The sequence below is a fragment of the Clostridioides sp. ES-S-0010-02 genome, assembly GCA_020641055.1.
Taxonomy (GTDB): Bacteria; Bacillota; Clostridia; order Peptostreptococcales; family Peptostreptococcaceae; genus Clostridioides.
In genome coordinates, this window is the sequence record CP067345.1 from 3,646,880 (window position 1) to 3,667,699 (window position 20,820).

The 20,820-nt window shown below is 27.4% G+C and carries 19 protein-coding genes; 5 read left to right on the forward strand and 14 right to left on the reverse strand.

The annotated features are described in order from the left end of the window. Window positions 1–117: 117 nt before the first annotated feature. The 3 genes from JJC01_16910 to JJC01_16920 form a co-directional block, all read right to left on the reverse strand. Entirely contained in the window at window positions 118–1,209 is a 1,092-nt protein-coding gene (locus JJC01_16910; GenBank protein ID UDN60203.1) for an ester cyclase, read from the reverse strand. Between the two features lie 257 nt (window positions 1,210–1,466). Further along, window positions 1,467–2,474: a nuclear transport factor 2 family protein gene (locus tag JJC01_16915; protein UDN57826.1), complete on the reverse strand. Its 1,008-nt coding sequence runs from the start codon at window positions 2,472–2,474 to the stop codon at window positions 1,467–1,469. Between the two features lie 414 nt (window positions 2,475–2,888). Next, window positions 2,889–3,503, reverse strand: a complete 615-nt coding sequence (locus JJC01_16920) for a hypothetical protein (GenBank protein UDN57827.1) — start codon at window positions 3,501–3,503, stop codon at window positions 2,889–2,891. Between the two features lie 300 nt (window positions 3,504–3,803). Between JJC01_16920 and JJC01_16925 the strand changes: the two genes are divergently transcribed. Beyond that, on the forward strand, window positions 3,804–4,301 hold the full coding sequence (locus tag JJC01_16925) for an RNA polymerase sigma factor (GenBank protein UDN57828.1): 498 nt from the start codon (window positions 3,804–3,806) through the stop codon (window positions 4,299–4,301). Next, window positions 4,279–5,058, forward strand: a complete 780-nt coding sequence (locus JJC01_16930) for a hypothetical protein (GenBank protein UDN57829.1) — start codon at window positions 4,279–4,281, stop codon at window positions 5,056–5,058. Before JJC01_16925 ends, JJC01_16930 begins: the two co-directional genes overlap by 23 nt. A gap of 397 nt (window positions 5,059–5,455) precedes the next feature. Here the strand turns inward: JJC01_16930 and JJC01_16935 are convergent, their stop codons facing one another. The 11 genes from JJC01_16935 to JJC01_16985 all read right to left on the reverse strand — a co-directional run bounded on the left by JJC01_16935 (window position 5,456) and on the right by JJC01_16985 (window position 18,156). After that, a complete protein-coding gene (locus tag JJC01_16935; GenBank protein UDN57830.1) occupies window positions 5,456–7,699 on the reverse strand; it encodes a UvrD-helicase domain-containing protein in 2,244 nt (747 codons plus the stop codon). Window positions 7,700–7,829: 130 nt separating this feature from the next. Then, the gene (locus JJC01_16940) at window positions 7,830–8,639 is read right to left on the reverse strand and encodes a winged helix-turn-helix transcriptional regulator (protein UDN57831.1); all 810 of its coding nucleotides are present in this window, start codon (window positions 8,637–8,639) and stop codon (window positions 7,830–7,832) included. A gap of 226 nt (window positions 8,640–8,865) precedes the next feature. Next, on the reverse strand, window positions 8,866–9,552 hold the full coding sequence (locus JJC01_16945) for a DUF2461 domain-containing protein (protein UDN57832.1): 687 nt from the start codon (window positions 9,550–9,552) through the stop codon (window positions 8,866–8,868). Window positions 9,553–9,750: 198 nt separating this feature from the next. Continuing rightward, on the reverse strand, window positions 9,751–10,617 hold the full coding sequence (locus tag JJC01_16950; protein ID UDN57833.1) for an RNA polymerase sigma factor: 867 nt from the start codon (window positions 10,615–10,617) through the stop codon (window positions 9,751–9,753). A gap of 280 nt (window positions 10,618–10,897) precedes the next feature. Continuing rightward, complete coding sequence (locus JJC01_16955) at window positions 10,898–11,605, reverse strand: methyltransferase domain-containing protein (GenBank protein UDN57834.1); 708 nt, start codon at window positions 11,603–11,605, stop codon at window positions 10,898–10,900. Between the two features lie 488 nt (window positions 11,606–12,093). After that, window positions 12,094–12,963, reverse strand: a complete 870-nt coding sequence (locus tag JJC01_16960) for a Nif3-like dinuclear metal center hexameric protein (GenBank protein UDN57835.1) — start codon at window positions 12,961–12,963, stop codon at window positions 12,094–12,096. 213 nt (window positions 12,964–13,176) lie between these two features. Then, window positions 13,177–13,620, reverse strand: coding sequence for a DUF3788 family protein (locus tag JJC01_16965; protein ID UDN57836.1), 444 nt, complete (start codon window positions 13,618–13,620; stop codon window positions 13,177–13,179). A 52-nt stretch (window positions 13,621–13,672) separates the two neighbouring features. After that, the gene (locus JJC01_16970) at window positions 13,673–14,140 is read right to left on the reverse strand and encodes a VOC family protein (GenBank protein UDN57837.1); all 468 of its coding nucleotides are present in this window, start codon (window positions 14,138–14,140) and stop codon (window positions 13,673–13,675) included. Between the two features lie 531 nt (window positions 14,141–14,671). Beyond that, a complete protein-coding gene (locus JJC01_16975) occupies window positions 14,672–15,043 on the reverse strand; it encodes a BlaI/MecI/CopY family transcriptional regulator (GenBank protein UDN57838.1) in 372 nt (123 codons plus the stop codon). Window positions 15,044–16,002: 959 nt separating this feature from the next. Further along, window positions 16,003–17,409, reverse strand: coding sequence for a HAMP domain-containing histidine kinase (locus tag JJC01_16980; GenBank protein UDN57839.1), 1,407 nt, complete (start codon window positions 17,407–17,409; stop codon window positions 16,003–16,005). A 39-nt stretch (window positions 17,410–17,448) separates the two neighbouring features. Further along, window positions 17,449–18,156, reverse strand: coding sequence for a response regulator transcription factor (locus JJC01_16985; protein ID UDN57840.1), 708 nt, complete (start codon window positions 18,154–18,156; stop codon window positions 17,449–17,451). A gap of 193 nt (window positions 18,157–18,349) precedes the next feature. Here JJC01_16985 and JJC01_16990 point away from each other — a divergent pair, with 193 nt between their 5' ends. The 3 genes from JJC01_16990 to JJC01_17000 are packed head-to-tail and all read left to right on the forward strand — an operon-like array spanning window position 18,350 to window position 20,774. Beyond that, window positions 18,350–19,264: an ATP-binding cassette domain-containing protein gene (locus JJC01_16990; protein ID UDN57841.1), complete on the forward strand. Its 915-nt coding sequence runs from the start codon at window positions 18,350–18,352 to the stop codon at window positions 19,262–19,264. Beyond that, window positions 19,264–20,025 (forward strand): ABC transporter permease, encoded by a 762-nt coding sequence (locus tag JJC01_16995; GenBank protein UDN57842.1) that lies wholly within the window; start codon window positions 19,264–19,266, stop codon window positions 20,023–20,025. Before JJC01_16990 ends, JJC01_16995 begins: the two co-directional genes overlap by 1 nt. 11 nt (window positions 20,026–20,036) lie before the next feature. Then, complete coding sequence (locus JJC01_17000; protein ID UDN57843.1) at window positions 20,037–20,774, forward strand: ABC transporter permease; 738 nt, start codon at window positions 20,037–20,039, stop codon at window positions 20,772–20,774. Window positions 20,775–20,820: the final 46 nt, after the last annotated feature.

The following is a 20,820-nucleotide window of genomic DNA, read 5'->3' on the forward strand; positions in this document are numbered from 1 at the left end:
TAAGCATACTATTGCTAAAACTTTAAATTTTTACTTTTCATACATATTTCTTGCTTAAATTATATAACAAGAATACTTATTATATAATTTCTAAAAATATTTATACTCTAAACTATCTTACTCTTCTACACCCATGTACATCTGCTTCAAAACATCCATACCATCAAAAGTCATCCATTCTTCCTTTACCTTACCTTGTAGTACATGATAATGATTAATTCCCATTACCTCTACATGCTTACCAGAAGGTTGTCCAAAAAATCCAATGCCTTCATTTATTCCACGTAGTCTCCATCTAACAGATACATCATATCCTTCATTTTTTTCCTTTTGATTACAAGTTACTCTTTCTACTTCATAACTGCCATTTGGAATTGAAGCAAGTAAACTTACAATCATTCCTTGAATCTCATCATACCCATTTAAATCTTTATCACATATGAAATGTACTACTGCATTATCGTGATAGTACTTTTTAACTTCATTTATATATTTATAATTGTAAATACGACTTGTCATCTCAAGCATCATTTCACCAACAGAATCATCTTTAGCTTGATACTTTGCTGGCATAAATTGACCATCCATAGACTCACAAATACCATAAGTTGATTGTAAACTCAATACTTTAGATGCACTTGCCTTTGCCATATTTTTTGCCACTTCTTGAGGATTTAATCCTAACTGAGTAACAATCCATAGATTATCTCTAACTAGCCATTCTTCATGGATTCTATTGTTCGTAGTAGCACAATCAATTACAGTTCTAAAATTTATCTTTTTTCCAGTTGCTGGAGCAAAATTACTGTCACCTAAATTAGTTGCTGTCGACAAAACACGATGAGAAGACAAAAAACCATCAGCACCAAAATTAGACCATATTACATTTTGACCAATCAGCCTTCTATCTGGAAACGCATGTAAAGTTTGAAGAGTATTTGAGATAACATCTTTTATACCAACTAAATTAGAAGAACCACAGTGCATTGTTACATTATTGTGATATGTATCATAAATAACTCCAATACCTTTTTCTTCCCAAATATTATGTGTAATTTTCATAATATAGTCTACAAAATCTCTATATTTGGAATCAAATCCAGGTAACTTCTGCTCCCTTTTTGTTTGATTTGAAAAATCATTATAATCCATTACTCCAACAGGTGTTACTTCTAGTGAATCTCCATAGTAAATTTTTGTAGACTCCATATTTGTTTCTCCCTTCAATGTAATTTCTTCAGCTTTTTTAATAGTATTATTCTCATTGATTTTATCTATATTAGCTTTATTTACTTCAACATTATTAGCTTTATTTACTCCAACATTACTTAATTTAATCTCATTTATATCAACTTCTTTTGCTTTTGCTTTTTCTTTATCTTTTTCTCTTACATCATTTTTATCAATATACTTCAATTTACATTATCTCCTTTCTTGAATACGTATTCAAAATTAATTATTAAAAATTAAACATTAAAAATACTTTTAGTTCTTTCAAGAATATCAAGACCTTGTTGTTTTAACCAGTATGGAATATCAATCAACACCCAATTTTCTTTAAGTTTATCTCCTTTACGATAGTAAACATCAACGACTTGCATATCTGCCTTAACCTCTCCACCTGGCAATCCTAAAAATCCTCCACATGGGATATTGCTTAAGTTAGGCCATCCAAAGAAACAAGCAAAATTACCTTCTGCGAATCTACATACATGTCCATTAAAAGTCTTTCCTTTTAAATTATTTCTAAATGGCAATTGATGTTGTTCTTGATATCTAGGTATAGTATAAGAAGCTCCAATCCCCCCTGGTCCATACCAAATCATATCTTTAGCCCATGATTTTTCAAGTATCTCTGGTGGGCATCCCATAGAACCACTGTCATTTAGTTCAGACAAATCATCTACCATTTTATTGACTAATGCTAAAGTCTTAACCCCCTCTACTTCATCTGCATCTTCAAAAAGTAATCCATTATGGTCAATTGGTCCTGGATATACAAAATATGAACCTGTTTGTGGTGGCAATGGATTGACACCTGCCTGAATCATAAATCCAATTATATCTACAAATAATCCAGTTTTGGAAATTCTACCATCCTTCACACAGTTAAATTCCGCATATCTTAAGCTAATCATCTTGCGAGTATGCTTAATCCCAAGCCAATCATTATCAAAAAGTCCCATAAAATGACCCATACTCATTACCCACTCACTGTTATCAATTTCATTAGTACCTGCAATGAAGATATCTTGTCGTCTTTGCATATTACTCAATGAATGCTTTAAAGGCTTCCAAAATATATCTGCTACATTTTCAACTCCTTTTTGTTCACGAAATGGATATACGCCTCTCCAGTCATAATCTGACTTCATGTGCTGTTTTAAAATTTTTTTAATTTCATCTCCATTGGCATTTTCTAATGCTTCAAAGTAATTTCTTACAACTCTTTTTGATTCTTGATATTTTCCCATGATTATATCCTCCCAAATTTATAAAGTATAATCTAACTTTATTGACTTGTCATTGCATACGTTTTCTTTTTTGCAACCTTTTTATCTATTTTTAGGCTATTTTATGAATACATATGCATTTTTCTAAATATTAACATATATCTAAAAAATTGTAAAGAAAATGTTATCATAAAAATGTAAATTGTAACTTATATCTACTCAAATTTATATGTTTTTAATCATTCCTAATAAAACTAATCTTTATCTCCCATATTTATTGAAATACTTGCACCAATAAACAACTATAAAAAAATAAAGGTGACAGTCTTTTAAAGCTATCACCTTTTTGATTTAGTCAATAATATGTTTTTATTTGTATTCTGATATTTATTTTTTAACCTTTAATTTAATTGTTTATTTATTGAATTTCTAACCCTATTTTTTATCAGTATCTTTTTTTTCACCTTTAATTTCTTCTTTAGTATTATTTTTCTTAACCTCTTCTACTTGTTCATCAGTTACTGTTTTAGATTCATAAATTTTTTCATATTCTTTTATATTATTTTTCTCAGTATCTGATTTATTTTCAGACACTATTTTTTCATCTACATTTTGATTTTCAAATCTTCCACATTTCTGATATTCATTGTTTTCTTGATAATTTTTAGCATCAAACTCTTCATTTTCTTTAAATTCTCTGTAAGTTCTTTCATGACCACTTGGTGCAAATCCTTCATGACTTCTACATTCTCTATTGCCATAACCTCCTTCGTATCCTCTTGGCGCAAATCCTTCATGACTTCTACACTCTCTATTGCCATGACCTCCTTCGTATCCTCTTGACGCAAATCCTTCATGACCTCTATATTCTCTATTGTCATGACTTCTACATTCTCTATTGCCATGACCTCCTTCGTATCCTCTTGGTGCAAATCCTTCATGACACATCATTTCAAATATTTTGCACCCTTCACATACATGATTCCATGGATGTCTATGAGGACCTCCATATCCTCTAAATCCTTCTCTTTTATCTTTGTAATAATTCATATTAACTCCTCCTAATTAACTCGATTTTTTCTATTAATTTATTTTTTCAGTTTTATTAAGGTACCTTATCTATTTTTAATTATAAAGGTACCTTATAATTTTGTCAACACTATTTTTAAGGTACCTTTGTATTTTCTTCAATTTCTTTTATTTTCTATTTTCAAAATGAAAAAAATTAGGGATACTCCTACTAATAAAATAATTATTTAAAAAAAGTGAACCATTTATAGTAAAATTTTATCTAATAAGTGTAAGGCAAAAAAGTAGCGCTACGATTTGCATAGAAAGGTAGGAGTACAATTGGATAAAACTACATTTATTAATAATATTCTTGAGTCAGAACAGACTTTGTATCGCATATCTAAGTCTATTTTAGGAAATGACCAAGATTGTGAGGATGCTGTCAACAATGCTATTTTAAAGGCATATGAAAAATTAGACTCACTAAAAGAACAACAATATTTTAAGACTTGGTTGATTAGAATAGTCATAAATGAATGTAATTCATTAAGACGTAAACAGTTTAACCTTCTACCCTTTGAAGAAATTCTCAAGAACAAAAAAGTAGAAGAAGATGATGATTACAGTGATTTATATATTGCTATTCAAGGTTTATCTAAAAAAATTAAGATTCCAATAGTTCTTTATTATATCGAGGGATATTCAATAGATGAGATTAAAGAAATATTAGATATACCTCAAGGAACTGTAAAAAGCAGATTATCAAGAGGTCGAAAATTATTAAAAACTAAATTAGAAAATATGGAGGTAATGTATGAACAAAAACAAATTAAATAATTCATTTCCGAAAGCTCCAGAAAGCTTTCATAATAGATTAAATAAAACATTAAATAGTCTACCAGAAAGAGGGGAAAATTATAAAATGATTAATAATAAAAAACATAAATTACCATTTAATTTATCATTCAAAAAAGGATTAATTGCAACTTTTGCTGTTACTCTACTTTTGGGTACAACAGTTCTTGCTACAGGAGAGATATCTAGTATAATTGGAAAATCAAGTGCTAGAGCTACCTATACATCTATCCCAACTACAGAACAAGTAAAAAAAGACTTTAAATTTGCCCCTAATATTGTTTCTGAATTTAGTAATGGATATAAATTTAAAGGAGCTTATACTATAAATGAAAAAGGACTTGATAAGGAAGATAACATTTTAGGCGAATTAAAAGCACTTGATTTTACCTATGAAAATGGTAATGATGAAATATCTCTTAAAACATCAAATAATGTACTTGGAAAAGATTCTGAGAATATAAAAGTTGTAGATACATACAAAGATGTAAATATTTCTTATGAGGAATTCAAGCAAAAGTATGTACCAGAAGGTTATAAAATGACAGAACAGGATAAACTTGATGAAAAATCAGGTAAATATGTATTTAGTGAGTGGTCAGGTGATGTGGAAGTTAATGAATATAAATATTTGAGCTGGAAACAAAATGGAGTTTATTACTCATTTATAGTTCAGGACTCAGATTTATCTATGAATAATTTAGTAGAGATGGCTCATGAAGTAATAGATACAAAATAAAGATAAGTAACATAAAACATATCTAACAATTGAATTATTTATGAGTCTATTATTTGTTACTTTAATTTATTTATTAGTAAACATAACCATCTCTTTTATATTAATATTTTTTTTAGAATTTATATATCAGATTTTAACTATTTAACTGCTATACAAATTCTAGCTAAATAATACTACTAAAAAAGCCCTTAAAAACCATCTATTTTGAATTTTAAGGGCTTTAACTTTATCATAAAATACTCATATAAATATTCATTACAAGTACATAATAAATATATAATAATCCTAAAAAATTAGAAAAGAATTAAAATTTCATTATTTTAATATTACTTCAATATTACTTCAATATTATTTTAATATTGTTTTAATATCGTTTTAGTATTACTTTAATCTTACTTTAATATTGTTTTAATAAAGAACTTATCTCATCTAAATAATATATGTTTAGTACATGAAGAGCTCTTGTACAACAAGTATAAAGGAGCAACCTTTCATCTTCATTATTATAATTTTTATTGCTTGCATTATATATAATAACCACATCAAATTCAAGCCCTTTAGATAGGTATGAAGGCATTATTAACACGCCATTTATATACTCATCATCATCTTTTGTTATACACTGTACATCAACATCATTCTCTTTTAAGAACTCGTATACTTCTCTAGCTTCACGAACTGTTTTTGTTATGATACCAACAGAGTTATAATTTTTCTTTTTATAACCTTTTATATCTTCAATAAGTTTTTTATTCAGTTGATTTTTATCTTTAAAACCGATTATCTTAGGCTCATCACCATGTCTTTCAACATATTCATCATTTATAGATTCAGTAAGAAGTTTTCTTGAAAATCTAGTAATTTCCATTGTTGAACGATAGGTTTTACTTAGATTTATTATACAAGTATCATTCTTTAATATATCATGAATATTATTGTAATCTCCAACATTCATAAATGGATTGATTGATTGGTTGATATCTCCTAATATAGTCATATTGGCAGAATTAAAGAGTTTATAAAATATTTCATATTGTAATGGACTGTAATCCTGTGCTTCATCTATGATTACATATTTAATTTGTGATGTATTTGGGATACCTCCAAGAACCCCTTTTAAATATAAAAGAGCAATTTGGTCCTCATAATAAAGGCTCTTTACACTCAAATTATCCATTGTATAAGTTCTTATATTATCTATAAGATTTTTATCATACTCAATATTCGTTTTATCTAAAAACAGCTCCAAATTCTCAAATAGATTTTTATAAGTGTCTATCAAGTCTAGCTCTGTCATTTTTAAAACTTTAGAATAGATTTCTTTCAAATTTTCTTTTACAATAAGAGTACTTTTTTCTATCATTTCTTCTTTTTCTATATAATTTCCAGATTCTTCAAGTTCTTTAAATATTTCATCAACCCAAATTTTTTCATATGGTTCAATTAGAAACATTATTCTTGATTTTATCTTTTCTAATCTTTTCTTGATTGGTAGATTTGAATAATCATTGGAAAACAAATCTTGCAAATCCTTAGATGAAATTATCAACTTGCCTCTCACAATAATATCTTCAAAGCATCTATCCTCTGTCTCTAGATGAGTTATATATTTTTTTAATATATCCACAAACTCTGAAGATGTTTTAAATTCTATATTTTCTATCCTATCTCTATATGTTATTTTTTGATTATTATCAAATATATACTCCATCATTTCTGATGGACTTTCTTTTTTAAAATCATTTCCTAATTCTTGATGCATATAGTCTTTAAATGTGGTCTGGCAAATATTATCTTCACCAAGTTGTGGTAATACATTTGATATATAATCGTTAAATATGTTATTTGGAGAAAATATTATTATATTTTTAGATGTTATTTTATCCTTATGTCTATATAGTAAATATGCAATTCTATGAAGTGCTATAGATGTTTTTCCACTTCCAGCGGCCCCTTGTACAATTAAGTTTTTATAATCTTCATTACGAATCACTTGATTTTGCTCTCTTTGAATAGTTGTAACTATAGTTTTCATTTTCTCATCAGAGTTTTTGCCTAAAAGCTCTTGTAAGACATCATCATCAATATTTAGATTGCTGTCAAACATATACTCAATTTTTCCATCTTTTATTTTATATTGTCTTTTCTTAGTTATTGCTCCAGAGATTAATCCTTCTGGGCAATCATAACTTGCTTGTCCAATCTCATAGTCGTAAAACATACTTGAAATAGGAGCTCGCCAATCATATACAAGAAAATCATAATCATCATCAATGAGATTTGATAGCCCAATATAACACTTTTGAGTATCAACTTCATTATCTTCAGTAAAGTCAATTCGTCCGAAATAAGGAGATTCAATCATTTTTTCGTATTTATCTTTGAGCTTTTCAGTAAATTCATGGCTCCTTTTTTGATGCTTCATAACATCCATAAATGACATAAACTCAGAAAGTTGTTCTAATCCATTTTCAATAGAAATAGCCCCCAAATCACTCCATAATTCCCTTTGAGTTTCTATAGCATCTTTTTTTAGTTTATCCTTTTCTCTACGTTTTTCCTCAAGCTGTCTGTTAGCTTCTTTAAGAACTTTTTGGAGCCATTCATTTTCAAGATTCAATTCAAAATCATTTAGATTCATATTATAATCCTCCTCAAGTGAAATTAACGTTTAATCCGCTATATCAAATTATATAGAAATGAGGATATATTCATAGTCTTAAAAAAACTTTTTATTTATGATATAATTATAGTGGGAAGATAGATAGTTTCTAATCTTCATTAACATCCTTTTCGCGATACTTTTCATCCTTAGATACATTCTGCTCATCAAATTCCTTATTCTTGAAAAACTCTGGATGTTCTTTTACTATCTGTTCAAAAAATCCTGGATGCTGTTTCGTCATTTGTTCAAAGAATTCTTCTCTATTAAAAAAAGCTTGAAATGCTTCCATACGTGGATTGTAAAACTCTTTTTCTTCTTGAGAACTTGGATGTGGTTCCTCATGTGGATTTGGATGTGAACCCATATGCCCCATTCCAAAACCTTCTCTTCCATTAAAACTTAAGCGTTGACCAGGATATGGTCTTGAGTGTGCTCCCATATGCGCCCCATCAAAATTAATATTATCATCATTTTTTATAGTTCTCTCCAACTCATTAGTAATCTTAGTAAGAATATCACTTAGAATACTTTTTTCTTCTTTTTCTAAAATATCGAATATTTTATTAGTTGGGTCTTCTTCCTGCTCAATTTTATTAATTTCATCCATACCCTTTGATGTCAGTCTTACTACCATTACTCTACGGTCTTTTTCTGAAGGTGTACGAGTAATAAATCCTTGATTTTCTAGTTTTGAAAGCAACTCGCCTAAAGATTGAGGTCTCATATCAAGCAAATAAGATAGTTCTTTTTGAGTAATTTCTGGTTTTATTTTTAGCATAGATAATACTCTTCCTTGACCTCTATGCGTTCCTCTAAAAAAACCATGTGATTTATGATTTTGAAGGTGAAATTTATGTAGTAATGATTGTACTTTAAAAAATTGCTCTAATAAATTTTCATCTTGAGTTTCATTCATGATTTTTACCTCCTAAATTAATTATTAATTTTGTAATCATACATTTTACTAATTATATGATTTTTTTCGAATAAGTCCTTTAAAAAGGTACCTTACTTGTATTGAGTATAAGAGCAAGCCTTCGATTTGTCAAATATTTTAACACTTTATTACACTTTAACTGTACTATATTTTAAACTTTTACTAATATTATGCCCCGATTATACTCTACTCATATTTCTTATGTTTAAGCTTTTCTCTCAGGCATTTTGTAGCCTTCTAAAGCTTTATTAATATAATCATTAAAAGGTTTCATAAGTAAGAATTTATCAGTAACCATTTTACAAAATTCATATAAATTGTCTAAGTCACTATCCTGTAAGTGATATTCAATATACCAGCTTTTGTGTTTTAAATACTCTCCTTTAGTAAAATCTTTTGGATATCCTCTTGGAATATTTTTTAGTTTTTCGCCATCTAAAGTAAAATTCTCTGAAAATTTATGATTATACAAAATAGATTCTAATTCATCTGAATGTTTAAGTATATAATCCCTCACTCTTGTTGTTGCATCTGAAAGCTGTGGTGTAAAAAGTCCTGCTCCTAAAAATATATTTTGTGGAGAAATATCTATGTAATACCCTACTGGAATTGGTACTCGTCCAGCAGATGAAATATGTGCTCTAAATGATGGGTTATAAGGTGATTTATCATTACTAAAACGAGTATCTCTATTCAACCTAAATATTAAATCTTTTGCATTTAGATGTGCAATAGATTTATCTTGATAAGCTAAAGCATTAATTATATCTTGTAACAACTGTTCAAATTGCAATGTAGCTTCTTTTTTCCATTCTTTATTTTCCATCATCCACTCTCTTGAATTATTGTTTTTCAGTGCATTTAAAAACTCTAATATACAATTTTTTTTCATAATTTTCTCTCCCTTTTATATTAATTTTATTAATATTTTTAAAAATTATTTAAATACTTGATTGATACTCAAATACCATATAGCTATTTTAAAATACTCATTAATTAATTTTTAAAATTACATATCTAAATAACTTCTAATATCCATACTTAATACTTATTAAAGTTTTGCATCATATTTCAAAAACTTTCTAAGTATTTATAAATTTTTAATTATTGAGTAGCAGTCTGACTGTAAAAAATCTATTAGAAATTTTTTTAATTTTTCACTAGAATAATATGATGGAAGTCTTGAAAATACTGTTGAAAAATTTTCAGCTTCTTCCATAGCAGATTTAAATTTAAATATAGTATTATCATCATCTTTTTCTAGACTAGAATACTCCAAGTTTTTAGGATTTATACGGTGATTAACTATTGCATAATTAATACGCTTCTTGCACTGACATACCCCTTTTCCACTTAATCCACAATACTCATCTAAAAATGAGGCCATTTTCTTCCTAATTCGTGATAGCCTCTGTCTATATGCTTCAGAAGATATATCCAAAATATCAGCAGCAACTTTACTATTTAGTTTAAACATTGTACCTAAAATAAAAATGCATCTACTCTCTACATCCAAGCATTGTAACATTACATTTGTACATGAATATTTTAGTTCTTCTTCAATAATAGAAGTTTCAACATTTTGAGATAAATCAGGTATATCTTTTGATTTGCCATTTTTGATATCAGCTCCATAATATTCAAAACTTAAATGCTGTTTAGAAAACATACTTTTTTTATAATTTTGTAAATGATTGTATGCTATTCTAAATACCCATGTAGAAAAAGAACTTTCTTTTCTAAATGTAGATAGATGAGTAATTACACGTATCATAATTTCTTGACTGGCATCCTCTGCATCCTGTACAGTACCTAACATTCTTAAGGATAAATTAAATACTAAATCCTGTACATCCAATAACAAAATTTCAAGAGATTTTTTGTCTCCTAAAATAGCTCTATCTATCAAATTTTCTATTTCATCTTTTTTTACATTATTTTGTGTACTTTCACTCATAATTTCACCCCCATATTAAGTTAGACAATTTAAAAAGTACTTTGTGACATAAAATTTTTATTTTTAGTATATTATTACAAAATAAAAATACCCAATCAACCTTAATAGTCCAATTGGGTATAAATTCTCTAAAAAATCATTTTGTATTTAAATAATCATCTTTATATTTGAATAATTATTTTTGTATTTGAATTTTTATCTAACTCTAATCTTTATCTGATTCAAATCTTTATCTGATTCAAATCTTTATCAAGCTCTAGTCTTTATCTAACTCCAACTTTTATTTAACTCTAGCTATTAGAGAAATTGTATTAAAATACTTACCATCTTCTACTTCCATCATTTTTTTATCATTTTTTGCATAAGAATTATCGCAGTTTAGCCAATCTTGCCATGCTTCTTCATGACAACTTAAAGCTTCACATTTCTCTAAAATCACAGACTCCGATTCTGACCAAAGCTCATTCCACCATTTAAGAGAATGAAAATTCATGTTATCTTGCCAAAATGGAATAAGTTCATCAGGTATACAATCTACAAAATCTTGTTTTAATCCTGGCATTGCCATTGCAATTATTCCACCCTCTTTTACAAGAGGTGATATGTGATTTTCTAAAAAACCTTCTTTATTTCCAAAGTAGTGATAAGAATGAACACTTATTACTGCATCAAAAAAACCTTCTGCGTAAGGTAATTCATGTGCCTCTGCTTGTATTGGAAATATTTTATTATCTAAGTTAAAGTCCTTAAATCTTTCATAATTCTCAGTTGGTTCTATCCACAAATCTGTTGCAAATACAGTTGCATCAAATTCATTTGCTAAAAATATAGAAGATATACCTCTTCCACATCCTAAATCTAAAATACGCATTCCCTTTTCTAATTTTATCTTATTTGTCAGTTCCTCTAGTATTTTTATACAATTAGGTCCCATCATATTTTTCATGAGGAACTCTTTGTCATACTTATTACTTTTCGTAAATACCATTCTATCTTTCCTTTCCTTATAAATTATTATTTATTTAAATTGTTTATATTTTAATGTATATACTAATTAATCTATTTAGTTTAGCGGATATTTGACACTTTACCTTTTATTATACCATTTATTCTCATAAATATAATAATTCTATTATTTTAAAATTAATATTTATAATAATTTAAAATAAATACTTATAAAATATAGTTTATCATAATAATACTATAAAAAAACATCGAAAAATAAGTATTCTATAGTGAAATAGGAAAAATAACCTTGATATATGTTAGCTATAAAATATGAACAAATAAAGAAGCAGATATGCATGGATTTTGGAATATCTAAAAAATCTAACTCCAAGACAATTTTTTTAAATTCTCCAGAGAGTATTACGATACTACATTATAAAGCTAATTAAGATATTATTCTAAAAACAATAAAATAGGCAGTCAGTAAACACAAATTTTTACTGACTGCCTATTTTTGTTTAATATCTATTATAAATCTTCTAAGTAATACTTTCCTTCTAAGAATTCTGATTCTAGCCCTAGATTTTTGAAGTAATTAACTAAAGACATACATGCAAATTTTTCTGTAGAATAATGAGTAGCACCTATAACATTAATTAAATTCTCTTTTGCAATTCTATGAAATTCTAATACTGGCTCAAAATGTTTTAAAGGCTTGGTAAATCCAGTAATATATAAATTTATACAAAGCTCATCAACTTCACTTGCTACAAATGGATAACTTCCTCCCCCTGCTGCAATAGCTACTAAACCATCTTTTAAAAAAGAGCTTCCATAATCATATAGTTTCACATCATGTCCAACTGCTTTTTTAACAAGCTCCTTAATCTCTTCTACTGACTTTAAGGATGTTTTACATATAACTCCTACCTTGATTTTATCATCATATTTGCAGAATGGTTTGACAATTTCAAGACCTAAAGCATTTGCAAAACTAACAGAAGTTGAATAATCACTATAATTGTCTAATGGAGAATGTAATACATAAAAAGAAATTCTACGTTTTTTCATCTCTTCCATATAAGATAGTGAAATGTCATGAAATGGAAAACCTTCATCAGATGCTATATATCCCATTGCATGGTGTGAAAAAAGTAAGATATCTCTTTCATCTTTATCTATGATTTGCTGAATTATTTCTTTATCTGGAAAAGTAACTGTATATACTTTATTAATGTCTTGAGCATTATCTAATACTAAACCTATGTATTTTTTCTTAAACTCTGGAGTAATAAAATCATTTTCAAAATTCATAAAACTCCAATCATCATCAATATTTTTAATATCAAATTCTAAGTCTAACTTTTTATAAAGTTCTTTTGCTTTAATACTAATCACTCCTTTACAATAATATTTAACTAATATCTATTTATACAAGAGTTCTATAGTATACTTATACTTTAAAAATCAACTATATCTCAAAACACTATAAATACTCACTTATTTTAAAGAATAGTTTATTTTTCTAGTATACATTCTATCTCAATACTCTTGTCTAGAAATATCTTTTCATTTTAATTTACATCATTAATCTTGTCAAATACTATTATTTTATATGATTAGATTTTTTGGAGGCTTTTTCTTAACTTCAATAATCTTTAAAATATCATCAAGCTCTTTCTCATTCTCCACTCTATAATTTATCCATCCTCCACTTCCACAAGGGTATCGCTTATCCCAAAATTCATTTGTCTTTGGTAATAAGTTATCCAGTATATCTAATAGCTTGTCTACATCATTACTTCCAATTTGAATAGTTGTTGTAAAGCAATCTTTCTCAAAAAACACATAAAATAGATGCATTGTTTTATGTGAATACTTATATCCCCAGCCATAATTATTTCCAAAAGGAAATCTTAATTCTTTACGCAAATCATATTTTTTATCTAATAAATTCTCAAGATGCAAAATAAGATTAAAATGTTTTTTGCCAACATACTCAGAAATCTCTTTTTCTGATGGCATAACACTTTTATTCAACATTCTTTCATACAATTTTAATCACCACTTTTGATTTATTTTTAATCTAAAAATACTAGTAACAAAATTATTCACTCCTTTTACATTCCTCTACAAATTCAATTGGATGTTGAATAATCTTAGAAACTTCTTCTACAGAATACCCTTCATCTAAGTATCTTCTGGCTATAACTTCCATAGCTTCTCCTACCTCAATAATATGCTTATCAGGGTCATAAATACGCACTACTCTCTGTTTCCATTCATATTTTAGTGGTTGGTGAACATACTCTACATCTTTATATGATTTAAGTTTTTCAATAAATTTATCAAAATCATCAGCTTCAAAATAAAGTTCCATATTGTGTGATTTTTTCACAACTGTATCTGGATTTAGTCCTGTTAACCATGCGAAATCCTCTTGTATTGCAAATCCTCCACTAAAAGTTATATTTTTCCCTAAATCTAACACAACTTTTTGGTCAAACAATTCTCCATAAAACTTTTTTGACACTTCTACATCATTTACTGCCAATAATGAACATTGATATTTCATAAATATCCCCCCTAATTTTTATTATTATTTTATTGTACCAATTTAAACTTGAAAGCTATATGTCATATTTATAAAAATTATGAAATTATGTATTCTACACAACTACAATCCATATGCAAAAAGCTACCCTAAAATATAGTTATTTAATTGATAACTAAAGGTAGCTTTTTATATTGAATTAATAGAATTGTCCATCATTAATTTACACTCATATTTAATTTTATTTTGGTTCATATTACAATCCACTTATAATTTATAATTTTCAAATACAGATATACTACATATCATAAATATACTGTATATGATTTATGTTTATATTATACAAAATTTTGCTTTAATTTTGCTTTAAGATTGTATTTTTATAATATTTAATTTACATATAATCTATTAAATTACATAAATCACCAACCTAATGTTTTACTTATATTATACAAGCTCACAAAATTTCTAAAAATAAGTTTTCATATTTTTAGGTATCATGTTTTATTTTACAAATGGCTACTATTTTTCTTTAATCTTATTTTCTTATTTTTATTTAATACTTCTTAACCACTCTTCAATAAAAAGTATATCTTTTTCACTTATATTATCATCTGCATGAAGTGATAATAATAAGCTTTTTATAGAGGAATCATGAATATTACTAAAAAATTCTCTCGTTTCAACATTCAAGTAGTCCTTTTTATTAATTAAAATCTCATACTGTGTATGTTTATTTACCTTTTTAGAATTTAAAAATCCTTTAACTACTAATCTAGATAAAATAGTTAAAGTTGTCGTTTGCTTCCATTGATATTTTTGCTCCATAGCTAAAATAATATCTTTTGATGTTATTTTGGAATCTACTTTCCATATAAATTTCATTATCTTCAATTCTGATTGTGGCAACTTTTTTATTGGCATAATAAACCTTTGCTACTCAGAATACAGACAAGCAATATTCACAGTAAAACTTTCATCAATTTAATTGATGTTATATTCATTTAAATTACTGTAATTTTATAAGATTTTCTCAATCTTAAATTCTAAAGTTAGCTATTTGTACATAATAAACAGGTGTAAATAGTGTCAGAATTACTTTATATTGCTTAAGTTTTATGAAATATCTTGTACTCAGCTATATACTTCTGGATACTTGTCTCAGTAGCTCTCCCTTCTTTTAAATTTTTCTTTCTAGTTTTAAGCATTTATATTTTAGTAATCTTACTTCTTTTAATTTTGACTTATTGCTTCTCTAGCTTTTAAAAAAAGAATCTCTCATTTATGATTTTTCTAATCTAAACCTTTTCCTCAACAGCTCTTTATAGCTCTAATTTAATTCAACATATCTAGACATCTATACTTTATATCACTAAAAATCAGACACCAAAACTCTACTTTAGTAGAGTTTATATGGTCAAAAAATGTCTATTTAAGATGCTCTTTCGCTCTAAATACAAGGTTCTAATAAAATATTCCTCTAATAATTACATAAAAGTTCTTCTAATTAAATCTGCTCTTAAAATCTGATTATCTTCTTCTCAAAATTAAAAACTACTATATTATAATTCTATTTTAGTAGAATATTTTTGTCAATAATATTTTAAGTATTATTGAAAAATATTAAAAAAAAGGGAACTATTTAAAGAGTTTAACAGTCTTACAATAATTCCAAAATATATTATTCCTATGAAAATTTTGATACCATGAGTAACTTAGCTCTAAGCGCATAAAGCAAAAGTTACTATTTTATTTAATAAAACTTGACAAGAAAAGAATTTATATTTATTCTACTACGATAGAACATTTTTGTCAATAAATAATAAAATTATTTTCAAAATATTTTCATTGTTCACGCTTATTTATTATTTTATCATAAAATTTTACTTTACTAGTGGTAATTTTAAAGTTATTTTTATACCATGACAATCATCACTTGTGATATTTAATTTACCTTTATGTGCGTTTATAATACCTGCTACTATTAAAAGACCCAGACCATGATTCTGACCTTTAGCATATGCATCACTCAAATTATATTGATTATTCAATAAATAACTAATTTTATCTTTGCTCATACCTTTTCCATCATCTTCAATAGTTATATAACAAAAATCTAAATCAGACCTTGAAACTACATTTATATTACACCCATGTTGATTGTGAGTTATACTATTTTGTATCAAATTGCTAATAGCTCTTTTTAATAACTTTTTATCTGCATCTATAATAATATCTTCATCCAATATATTAATCTCAATATAAAAGTTATTATCCAAATTATTATTTATAAAATCAGAAACAACCTCTCTCAAGAAAACAGAAACTCTAATTTTACCACAATCCAATGGTTGCATATTGTATTCCAATTTAGAGACTAAGTTAAGGTCGCTTACTAATTCCCTAATCTTAATACCTTGATTACATATAATAGATACTTGCTCATGTTCTCTTTGAGAAAGATTTTTACTTTCCTCAAGCTCTCCAGCATATCCTATTATCATTGAAAGTGGTGTTCTTATATCATGAGATATTCCTGCAATCCAATTAGACCTAGCTTCTTCTCTTTTTCTAAGCTTTGCATTTTTTTCCTGTAATTCTCTAGATACAGAGTTAATAGATTTTGAAATATCACTAAGTATTCCCTTTTCTTGAAGAAATACTGGCTCGCCCTTTGAAATAAGCTTCATCCCTGTAATAATTGGCTTTATAGATTTTACCATTTTTAATCCTATGAACAAAGCTATTAAAAAAGTAATTATTGCATTAAGCAAAAGCATAACTAATATTAACCTTGGAAATTGCTCTATTTCTCTAATGGTATAAGTAAGGTTAAACCTAGTATACTTGTCTTTTGGATATCCTGTAACTAGAAGCCCCTCAGGATGCTCCCATACATACACAGGATAGTCTTTTAAAAAGAATTTTGAAAATTTAGCTACATCCGTTAAAGTATAATGCTTTGGTATTTCTTTGGGTAAATCATACTCCCATATTCTGTCCCCATTATCATCAATTAACATCGCCCAAGCTTGCTTTTTATGTAACACATCTTTGCTAGATTCATCCAAAACAAATTTACCATCTTTTGAGGTTAACTTTTCTTCAAGCATCATTAAATTTGCTTTAGTCTCTCTGCTAGTGCTTATATCCGATTCTCCCAAGTATGGATATATAAAGGTTACGTATGAAAATATCAAAAATCCTGTTATGTTTAAGATAATTAGAAATAATGAAATCAAGATACTTGAACCTATAAATCGCCTCAATATATATTTTACACTATCCAAAGTTAAATCACTCCTCTTGAAATCTTCATATGGCATAAATCAATTAACAATTAATTTATATCCAAGCCCTCTTACTGTAAGAAGATGCTTAGGAGAAGATGGTGCTTCCTCTATCTTTTCTCTAACTCTCCTAACATGTACCATAAGAGTATTTTCATACCCATACATGTCATCCCCCCATATAGCTTGACATAGTGCATCACTAGTAACAATTCGCCCTTTATTTTCATACAACTTTAAAAGCAGGGAATGTTCTTTAGCAGTTAAAGATATTTCTTGTCCATCTTTTTTTACACATGCAGTATTTAAATTTACAACAACAGAATCTCCTAGTTTAAATACTGGCAACTCCTCTTCTTCCATAGGAATATATACACGATTTAGTATACCTATTAACCTTAAAGTAAGTTCTTTAGGTAAAAATGGCTTTACTATATAATCATCAGCTCCTAAACCCAAACCAATCAATCTATCTTCATCCTCTCCTCTTGCAGAAAGAAAAATAACTGGTATCTTAGACGTCTCTCTAATTTTTCTCATAATAGAAAATCCATCTCCATCTGGCAATACTACATCTAAAATTGCACAGTCTGGTTTTATATTTTTAAATACTTTCACAGCTTCTTCATAACTAGAGGCTAGAAAAATTCTATTAAATCCATCTTTTCTTAAGATTTCATCTATCATTTTTAATAATTCTTTATGGTCATCAACCACAAGTATTTTTTTATCCTTTATTGTTTCCATAATCATCACCCTCCATAAGTATATCATATACCCATTTTTATAACTTTACCCCAATAGACTATTTAAGGTTATCGTAAGGTAAACTTCAGCTATCTGAAATGTAAGTACTTTATTGTATTAATATAAGCTACAAACACTACTATATGTAAGTCATAAAAATTCATACTAAATTATAGAAAAGAGGATAAAACATATGGAAATGATAGTTAAAACAAACAGACTTTCAAAAGAATACAATAAAATATTTAGAGTAAAAGACTTAGACCTTAGAGTACCAAAAGGAGCTGTATATGGCTTTTTAGGCCCTAATGGTGCTGGTAAATCTACTACTCTTAAAATGCTACTTGGACTTGCAAAACCTACACAAGGAAATATTAGTATTTTAGGTAAAGAGTTAAATGATAAAAACAGAATATCAATTTTAAATGATATTGGCTCATTGATAGAATCTCCATCATATTATGGACACTTGACAGGGCTTGAAAATATGACTATTATGCAAAGACTATTAGATTTACCTAAAAAAAATATACATGAAGCCTTAAAAATAGTAAGACTAGAAAATCAGAAAAATAAGAAGGTCAGTCAATATTCACTAGGTATGAAACAACGCCTTGGCATTGCCATGGCAATAATGAAGTTTCCAAAACTATTGATACTTGATGAACCTACAAATGGACTTGACCCAGCTGGAATTGAAGAAATTAGAGAACTAATAAAATCTCTTCCAGAAAAATATGGCATGACAGTTCTTATTTCTAGTCATCTTCTAAGTGAAATTGACCAAATCGCCACATCAATAGGAATAATAAATCATGGTGAACTTGTTTTTCAAGATAGTATAAAAGAACTTCATGATAAAGGTCAAAGTCATATTGCTATTAAAACACAAAATCCAATATCTGCTCAAAAACTTTTAAATACACAAGGATATATGTCACTTATACAAGATGGATATTTAACTATTGAAAATTTAAAAGATACAGATGTAGCTAAAATAAATAACATACTTGTACATTCAAATATGGATGTATTTAGAATAGAAGAACATAAAAAGAGCTTAGAGGATATATTCCTTGAACTTACTGGCAAGGCGGTGACTTTATAATGAAATATCTTAGTTTAGAATTTTATAAAATTAAAAGAAAGAAAATTATTTTGATGACATTTTTATTTGTAGCTGTTGAAATAATATGGTGTATCATGAATTCAAGTAGAGCTCTTACAAAGAATCCAGACATGCTAAGTGGATTTGAATATTCATACATGATTATGAGTTTTACAAGTTTAAATGGATTATTTTTTCCTATCTTAATATCAATAATTACTTCCCGAATAAGCGATATAGAGCATAAAGGAGATACATGGAAACTTTTAAAGTCTTCTGCTACACCCTTAAATAGTATTTATTTTTCTAAATTTTTATGCTCTACTATTTTGATATCATTATCTATACTTATACAAATATTGGCTATTTTAGGTTTTGCATCTTTTAAGGACTTTATCGAACCATTTTCTATGTCCTTAATTGTCAAATATACCTTAGGTACGATACTAGTTAGTATAGCTATAATAGCACTGCACCAATGGGTTGCAACTGTATTCCAAAATCAAATGCTTGCTGTTACACTTGGTATGTTAGGTAGCTTTATAGGTTTAACATCAGGACTATTTTTTCAAGGTATTCGTAGATTATTTATATGGTCTTATTACATAGAATTAACGCCTCTAAATTATGCTTATGACACTGCCCTTGGTTCATCAGTTTACAAAGTAAATATGAATTTTTCAATGACTGTTTTAATCTTCTTTGTTGGAATGTTAATTTATTATATTGGAAAAAATCATTTATTAAAAAAGGAAATATAGGAGGGATTTAAATGTTAAGAAAATCAGTTTTGGGAGAAATCCTAAAGTTAAAAAATTCTTTTATATGGTATATATTATTGGCTTTACCACTTCTAAGTGTGCTAATTGGTACTGGAAACTTTTATCTAAATCAAGATATCCTTAAGAAAGAATGGTATAGCTTGTGGACTCAAGTTAGTCTATTTTATGGTGAGTTTTTCTTTCCTATATTAATAGCAATCTTTTGTGCCTATGTTTGCAGACTTGAACATATGAATCATAATTGGAATAATGTAATGACACTTCCAATCAATTTAAAAAACATTTTTTTATCTAAACTTATAGTTATTTCAATACTTACGGCTATCACTCAAATTGTTTTCGTTATTTTTTACATAGTTGCTGGAAATATGATTGGATTTTCCCAAAGTGTACCTAATGAACTCACTGGCTGGATTGTTAAGGGTTGGATTATTTCAATTTCAATAGCTTCTATACAACTATACCTATCTATAAAGATTAGAAGTTTTGCTACTCCTATTGGTATCAGTCTTTGCCTTTCTCTATTTGGAATGGGCTTACTAATAGCACAACCTTCTATTGGTATATTTTTCCCATACTCTATGTTAGGAAGTGCTATGGGTATTATAAAACAATCTGCTTTAAACGTTAATGATACTATAGTTACAATATGTGTTGCATTTGCCACTACTATAATATTTTCTGAAATCGCTAAGAGAAACTTTAGAAAAAATGATGTTATATCTTAACCTTACAATAAAATTATATATGACAAGATGGTGTCATCCTCTTGTA